The 7614-nt window shown below is 64.9% G+C and carries 6 protein-coding genes; all 6 read left to right on the forward strand.

Going from position 1 to position 7614, the window contains the following annotated elements:
* Positions 1-51 precede the first annotated feature (51 nt).
* The 6 genes from coaBC (at position 52) to JQ609_RS33170 (ending at position 7418) form a co-directional block, all read left to right on the forward strand.
* A complete protein-coding gene (gene coaBC, locus JQ609_RS33145) occupies positions 52-1515 on the forward strand; it encodes a bifunctional phosphopantothenoylcysteine decarboxylase/phosphopantothenate--cysteine ligase CoaBC (RefSeq protein ID WP_212276800.1) in 1464 nt (487 codons plus the stop codon).
* Positions 1512-1970, forward strand: coding sequence for a dUTP diphosphatase (gene dut, locus JQ609_RS33150; protein ID WP_212276801.1), 459 nt, complete (start codon positions 1512-1514; stop codon positions 1968-1970). Before coaBC ends, dut begins: the two co-directional genes overlap by 4 nt.
* 151 nt (positions 1971-2121) lie before the next feature.
* Positions 2122-4641, forward strand: coding sequence for a PAS domain-containing sensor histidine kinase (locus JQ609_RS33155; protein ID WP_212276802.1), 2520 nt, complete (start codon positions 2122-2124; stop codon positions 4639-4641).
* Positions 4638-6155 carry a tRNA (adenosine(37)-N6)-threonylcarbamoyltransferase complex ATPase subunit type 1 TsaE gene (gene tsaE, locus JQ609_RS33160; protein WP_212276803.1) on the forward strand — a complete coding sequence of 506 codons (1518 nt, stop codon included), beginning with the start codon at positions 4638-4640 and terminating at the stop codon, positions 6153-6155. Before JQ609_RS33155 ends, tsaE begins: the two co-directional genes overlap by 4 nt.
* An 89-nt stretch (positions 6156-6244) precedes the next feature.
* The gene (locus JQ609_RS33165) at positions 6245-6571 is read left to right on the forward strand and encodes a PilZ domain-containing protein (protein WP_212032028.1); all 327 of its coding nucleotides are present in this window, start codon (positions 6245-6247) and stop codon (positions 6569-6571) included.
* A gap of 124 nt (positions 6572-6695) precedes the next feature.
* Positions 6696-7418 (forward strand): nucleotidyltransferase family protein, encoded by a 723-nt coding sequence (locus JQ609_RS33170; protein ID WP_212210022.1) that lies wholly within the window; start codon positions 6696-6698, stop codon positions 7416-7418.
* Positions 7419-7614: the final 196 nt, after the last annotated feature.

Below are 7614 nucleotides of genomic sequence, written 5' to 3' on the forward strand. Positions count from 1 at the left end.
AATGCATGCATCATATGCTAGCATTGACATCATGCCTGCCTGGAGCGACCCATGGCCAGCCTCACCATCCGAAAGCTCGACGACGCCGTAAAGGCCTATTTGCGGCTGCGATCCGCCGGCAACGGCCGTTCCGTGGAAGAGGAAGTCCGGGTCATCCTGGGCGAACTCATCCAGGGCCGCCCCGATTTTCCCGGCTCGCCGTCTGCCGCCATGGCGTCGCCTGCGGAAGCCTCCGCGCGCGCGCCGGCGATCGCCGATGCGGCCAATCAGGCCAGCGTCACGCTGATCATCGGTGGCGGCATCGCCGCCTTCAAATCGCTCGAACTGATCCGGCGGCTGAAGGAGCGGCGCATCGAGGTGCGCTGCGTGCTGACCAAGGCGGCGCAGCAATTCGTCACGCCGCTGTCGGCGAGCGCGCTGTCGCATGAGCGCGTCTATACCGACCTGTTCGACCCCGGCAGCGAATTCGACGCCGGTCACATCCGCCTAGCGCGTGAATGCGATCTGATCGTGGTCGCACCGGCGACGGCCGACCTGATGGCGAAGATGGCGCATGGCCACGCCGACGACCTCGCCAGCGCTATCCTGCTGGCTGCCAACAGGCCGATCCTACTGGCACCGGCAATGAACCCCTTGATGTGGAACAACGCCGCCACCCGCCGTAACGTGCTGCAGCTTCGGCGCGACGGGGTCACCATGATCGGCCCCAATGCCGGCGAGATGGCCGAAACCAACGAGGCCGGCGTCGGACGGATGTCTGAGGCTGTGGAAATTGCCGCTGCCGCGGTCGACATCCTGCGCCCGCCGCGCCCGCGTCCGCTGTTGGGAAAACGCGTGCTGATAACAGCGGGCCCGACCCATGAGCCGATCGATCCGGTGCGCTATATCGCCAACCGCTCATCGGGCAAGCAGGGTTTTGCGATCGCCGCCGCGGCGCACGCCGCGGGCGCCGACGTGACGCTGGTGTCCGGCCCGGTAGACTTGCGCGATCCGGCAGGCGTGACGGTGATCCGGGTAGAATCGGCGCGCGACATGCTGCATCGGGTCGAGGCCGCATTGCCGGCGGATATCGCGATCTTCGCCGCTGCCGTGGCCGACTGGCGCGTCGCCAATGAGGGCGAGCAGAAATTGAAGAAGACATCGGCCGGCATGCCGCCGCTGCAGCTGGTCGAAAATCCCGACATCCTGGCGACGATTTCAAAAATGAAGGACAAGCGGCCGCCGCTGGTGATCGGCTTCGCCGCCGAGACCGAGCATCTGATCGAAAACGCAAAGGCCAAGATCGCGCGCAAAGGCTGCGACTGGATCGTCGCCAATGACGTGTCGCCGGCAACCGGCGTGATGGGCGGCGACCGCAACACCGTGCACCTGCTGCAGCGCGCCGGCAAAGAAATCGGCGCCGGTAACATTGCAGTGGACAATATTGAAGTGGACTCCTGGCCGGTCATGACGAAAGAACAGGTCGCGACCGAACTGGTGGCGCGGATCGCAAAATCACTGGAGAAGAATTCGTGAGCGCATCGGTCAAGGTCGACATCATGCAATTGCCGCACGCCGAGGGCCTCGCGCTGCCGGCCTATCAGAGCGCGGACGCCGCGGGGCTGGATCTGCTGGCGGCGGTGCCGGCGGAAACGCCGCTGATCCTCACCCCGGGCAAATATGCGATGGTGCCCACCGGCCTTGCCATCGCATTGCCCAGGGGATTTGAGGCGCAGGTGCGGCCGCGCTCGGGGCTGGCGGCAAAGCACGGCGTCACCGTCCTCAATACGCCCGGCACGGTGGATGCGGATTATCGCGGCGAGATCAACGTGATCCTGATCAACCATGGCGAGGCGCCGTTCCCGATCCGGCGCGGCGACCGCATTGCGCAGATGGTGATCGCGCCGGTCACGCAGGCGCAACTGGTCAAGGTCGAGATGCTATCGACCACCGACCGCGGCGCCGGCGGTTTCGGCTCGACCGGGCGTTGAGCGCGAGCGTTATCCGCCCATTTTTGCACAGCCGGATTCACGTTCACGGTCTGGACTCTTACCCACGGAGTCACGTTGGGGATACTCTCACTCGATTCGTGCACGGCGGGGGTTAGCGCCGGGCCTGAAGTCGTGCGTTCTGGGGCAAATCATGTCGGGCGTAGTCGCGGCGATGCGTCGAAACCTGCTGTCGTGCACCTCACTGGCACGTCACGGCATGATTGCGCTCGCCTCTGCTTTATCCATCGTATCGGAACCGGCCTTGGCCGGCGATTTGCCGCTCTCCGAGGTGATTTCGGCCTGGCTCGACCTCAATCAGCAGGAATTCGCGGTACTGACCACGGCATTGTCGCTGCTCGGCTTTACCGTCGTGGCGGCGATCCTGCTGATGCGCACCCGCGTCAAGGCGACCCGCACCGAGGTCCGCCTGCGCCAAGACATCGCCGATCTGCAGGTTCAGGCCGACCGCTTGCGGGCGCTGCTGTTCGCCGAGCCGCAAGTTCTGATCTCCTGGGCCGCAGGCGACAGCCGGCCCCAGATCAGCGGTGACACCGCGCTGTTGATCTCGCAGGAAGCGTTGCAAAATTCACCGCAGCGGATCCTCGCCTTTGGAACCTGGTTGCCCCCGGAACCGGCGCTGCAGATGGACCATGCCGTCGATGCGTTGCGCGAGGCCGGGGAAGGCTTTCTGCTCAACCTCTCGACCTCGAACGGCCGCGCGATCGAGGCGATGGGCCGCGCCATCGGTGGCCAAGCCGTTGTTCGGATTCGCGAACTTGGCGGGTTGCGCCGCGAACTCGCCGAATCCAACCTGCGCTACAAGACGCTGCAGGAAGAGACCGAGCTGCTGCGTGACTTCGCCGCGGCTGCGCCCTGGCCGATCTGGGCCAAGAGCCCCGAGGGCAATCTGCGCTACGCCAATACGGCCTATGTGCGAGCGACCGAAGGAACCAGCGTCGCCGATGTCGTCCGTCGCAACCTCGAACTTTTGGAAACCGACCAGCGCACCGACATGAGCCGGACCTTGAACGACAGTTCCAGCTTCAGCGCGCGGCTGCCGATCGTCGTCAGCGGCGAACGACGGATCTATGACGTGCAGGCCTTGAAGCTTGGCGGCGGCAGCGCCGGCATCGCGATCGACGCCAGCGAGGCGACCCAGCTGCGCGCCGCGCTGCAGCGGATGGTGGAGGCGCATCGCCGTACCCTCGACCAATTGTCGTCGGGGGTTGCGGTATTCGACGCCCAGCGCCGGCTCGCCTTCTACAACGAATCCTACCGCCGGCTGTGGGGCCTCGATCAGACCTTCCTCGACGGCCAGCCCGACGATTCCAGTGTGCTCGACCGGCTGCGCGCCACGCGCAAACTCCCGGAGCAGCCGGACTTCCGGGCCTGGAAAGCCAAGCTGCACGAGGCCTATCGCGCGGTCGAGCCGGAGACCTACACCTGGTTCCTGCCCGACGGCCGCGCGGTCAGCGTCGTCACCACGCCGAACCTCGAAGGCGGCGTCACCTATTTGTTCGACAATGTCACCGAAAGCCTCGATCTGGCGCGGCGGTTCGACGGGCTGACGAGGGTGCAGCACGAGACGCTCAGCAATCTCGCCGAAGCGGTCGCGGTGTTCGGCAGCAATGGCCGGGTGGAACTGTTCAATCCCGCCTTCGCCAAGATCTGGAAGCTGTCGGAAGAGCAGCTGCGCGAGCAGCCCCACATCGAGACCGTGGAAACCTGGTGCAAGCCGCTGTTCGACGACGCCCTGACCTGGCGCGCATTGCGCGAGGCGATTACCGCGATCGGCAACCGGGCGCAGGTGGCGCTGAAGCTCGAGCGCAAGGACGGCAGCGTGCTGACCTGCATGACCATGCCGCTGCCGGACGGCGCCACCATGCTGACCTTCCAGGACATCACCGACACCGAGAATGTCGAGCGCGCGCTGCGCGAACGCAACGAGGCGCTCGAGACCGCCGACCAGATGAAGGTCGATTTCGTCCACCACGTGTCCTACGAGCTGCGCGCCCCGCTCACCACCATCATCGGCTTCGCGCACTTCCTGAGCGATCCCTCGACCGGTCCGCTGACGCCAAAGCAGGCCGAGTATCTCGACTACGTCACCAAATCCACCAACGCGCTGCTGGCGCTGACCAACAACATCCTCGATCTCGCCACCATCGACGCCGGCGCCATGAAGCTCGAGCTCGGCCCGGTCAACATCGCCAAAGCCATCGAGCAGGCCAGAGAAGGCATTCAGGACCGGCTCGCCACCGACCGCATCGAACTCAGGGTCGACATCGATCCCAGCATCGGCGACTTCACCGGCGACGAACGCCGCGTGGTGCAGGTGCTCTATAATCTGCTCGCCAATGCCGTCGGCTTCTCGCCGCATGATGCAACCGTCAGCATCAGCGCGCGGCGCAACGAGCATCGCGTCATCTTCACCGTCACAGATTCCGGTCCGGGTATCCCGCCCGACGTCAAGGACAAGGTGTTCGACTGGTTCGAGAGCCATTCCAACGGCTCGCGGCACCGCGGCGCAGGGCTTGGTCTGTCGCTGGTGCGCTCCTTTGTCGAACTGCACGGCGGCAAGGTGCGGGTCGATTCGGAGCTCGGCAAGGGCACGACGGTCACGTGCGACTTTCCGATCGACCAGAACGCCCACCGCAACGCCGCCGAATGACCGTATCAGCGACATTCTCGGTGGCGCTCGCGAACGAGACCGCGACCGCGCAACTGATGGCCGATCTTGCGTTGCTGGTTGGCCCGGGCGATGTGATCACGCTGTCGGGCGATCTCGGCGCCGGCAAGACATCCGCGGCGCGGGCGATGATCCGCTACCTCGCCAGCGACGAGACGCTGGAAGTGCCGAGCCCGACATTCACGCTGGCGCAAAGCTATGACCAGCCGTTTCCGATCGTTCATGCCGATCTCTATCGCATCAACGATGCGAGCGAGTTGGAGGAAATCGGCCTGTCGCCGCTGCCTGAGGGCGCGCTGGCGCTGATCGAATGGCCGGAGCGCGCAGCCGACGCGCTGCCGGACGACCGCATCGACATCGCCTTCAGCCATCGTCCCGCGCTCGGATCCAGCGCGCGCGCCGCCGAGTTTACCGGCTATGGCAAGGCGGCGGCGCAGGTCGAAAGGCTCAAGGCGCTGCGCCAGTTCCTCGATACCTCAGGCTTTATGGGAGCGCAACGCGAGCGCATGCCGGGCGATGCCTCGACGCGCTCCTATGCGCGGCTGCATCTGGACGGCACCGCCATCCTGATGAATTCGCCGAAGCGGCCGGACGGCCCGGCGATCTATGACGGAAAGTCCTACAGCGCCGCCGTGCATCTGGCCGAAGACGTCAAGCCGTTCGTCGCCATCGCCAACGGCTTGCGCGAACGCGGCTTCTCGGCGCCGGCTATCCGCCACCAAGACCTCGATGCCGGTTTCCTGATCACCGAGGATTTCGGCCACGCCGGCATCGTCGAAGGCGATCCGCCGCAGCCGATCGTGGAGCGCTACGAGGCCGCGACCGACATGCTGGCGGCGCTGCATCGCGAGCCGCTGCCGGACATCCTGCTGCTGACCTTGCAATCGACCCACGCCATTCCCGTATTCGACACCGAAGCGTGGCTGGTCGAGATGGGGCTGATGCTCGAATGGTACATGCCCGATCGCGGCGTCGAGCCAAGCCAGAAGCTGCGCGACGAATTCGTCGCGATGTGGCGGGACCTCTTGAAGAAACCGTCGGCCGCGCCACGAACCTGGGTGATCCGGGACTTCCATTCCCCCAACATCATCTGGCTCGATGATCGTTCCGGAATCCTGCGGGTCGGCATCATCGATTTCCAGGACGCCGTACTGGGACCTGCCGCCTATGACCTGGTGTCGCTGTTGCAGGACGCGCGGATCGACGTGCCCGAGGCGCTCGAGCTGACGCTGCTGACCCGCTACATCAAGGCGCGGCGCGTAGCCGACAGCAACTTCGATCCGGCCAGCTTCGCCGAGCTCTACGCCATCATGTCGGCGCAGCGGAATACCCGCCTGCTCGGCACGTTCGCGCGGCTCAACGGGCGCGACGGCAAGCCGCAATATCTGCGCCATCAGCCGCGGATCTGGACCTATCTTACTCGTTCATTGGCCCACCCGGCCCTGGCGGGTTTTCGCGAATGGTACGCCGCCAACGTGCCGCCGCCGGTCGCCTGATTTACCACTTGTTAGCCAACCCGGCTCTAATCTGGCGAAGCCTATGCTCCGTGCGTGCGAGCGGCTGCTTCAAATCCGGGAATACGGCGATGGCGACATCAGAACGGCGCAAGGGAGATCGCGTCACATTCGAGCGCGGTTATCCGGCGCATATGATGGGCATCGACGGCACCTGGCGGCGCGAATGCGTGATGGAAGACGTCTCCGAGACCGGCGCCAAGCTGACGGTGGAAGGCTCCGTCGAGGGTTTGCACCTGAAGGAATTCTTCCTGCTGCTGTCGTCCACGGGACTGGCCTACCGCCGCTGTGAACTGGCCTGGGTCAATGGCGACCAGATCGGCGTCAATTTCCTGAAGCAGGGCGACAAGAAGAAAAAGGCGGCCGGCAAGCGCGGCGCGGAGACCGCCGAAGCATGAGTCCCGCCGCGCCAGCGTCGTCTTACAGTCGTCATCTGCAATGACTATGGCCTCACAGTCGCTGGATCAGCCGAATCACCGTGATATGATCCGAAGCGCTGATCCGTTTCGAGAAATTCCATAAATGTCCGTCACGCCAAAGAAAGCCATGGTCCTCGCCGCCGGTCTCGGCCTGCGGATGCGCCCGTTGACCGATCACATGCCAAAGCCGCTGGTGCGCGTGATGGGCCAGCCGCTGCTCGATCACGTGCTGGACAAGCTGGCTGCCGCCGGCGTCAGCGAAGCCGTGGTCAACGTGCATTACCTGCCCGACCAGATCATTGAGCACACCGCCTCCCGGACCCGCCCCCGCATTACCATCTCCGATGAACGCGATCAGGTGCTCGGCACCGGCGGCGCCGTCGTGAAGGCCCTGCCCTTGCTCGGCAACGAGCCGTTCTTCCATCTCAACGCCGACACCATGTGGATCGACGGCGTGCGGCCCAATCTGACGCGGCTGGCCGAGACCTTCGATCCCGCGCGCATGGATATACTGCTGTTGATGGCGCCGACCACAAGCAGCATCGGTTACAGCGGCCGCGGCGATTACTCGATGCTGCCGGACGGCGCGCTGCGCAAGCGGCGTGAACATCAGGTGGTGCCGTTCGTCTACGCCGGCGCCGCGATCATGTCGCCGTCGCTGTTTGCAGGTGCGCCCGCGGGCGAGTTCTCGCTGACGAAATTGTTCGACCAGGCCAATGAGCAGGAGCGGCTGTTCGGCCTGCGGCTCGACGGCGTCTGGATGCATGTCGGAACCCCCGACGCGGTGCAGGCCGCGGAAGAGGCGTATCTGGAGAGCGTGGCGTAACTCACCCTCGTCGTCCCGGCGAAGGCCGGGACCCATAACCACAAGCTTTTGTGGTTATGCGAGGCGGTCGCATCCACTTTCGGCAAATCGATAGGCCGCGGCGTATCGTCCCGGCCTTCGCCCTAGGGCATGCACACATCTGATGTCGGGGATTCCCGAATCGGCATTTTGTGTGATTCATATTGTGACACTTCGG

The organism is Bradyrhizobium sp. AUGA SZCCT0169 (genome assembly GCF_018130085.1).
Classification (GTDB): Bacteria; Pseudomonadota; Alphaproteobacteria; order Rhizobiales; family Xanthobacteraceae; genus Bradyrhizobium.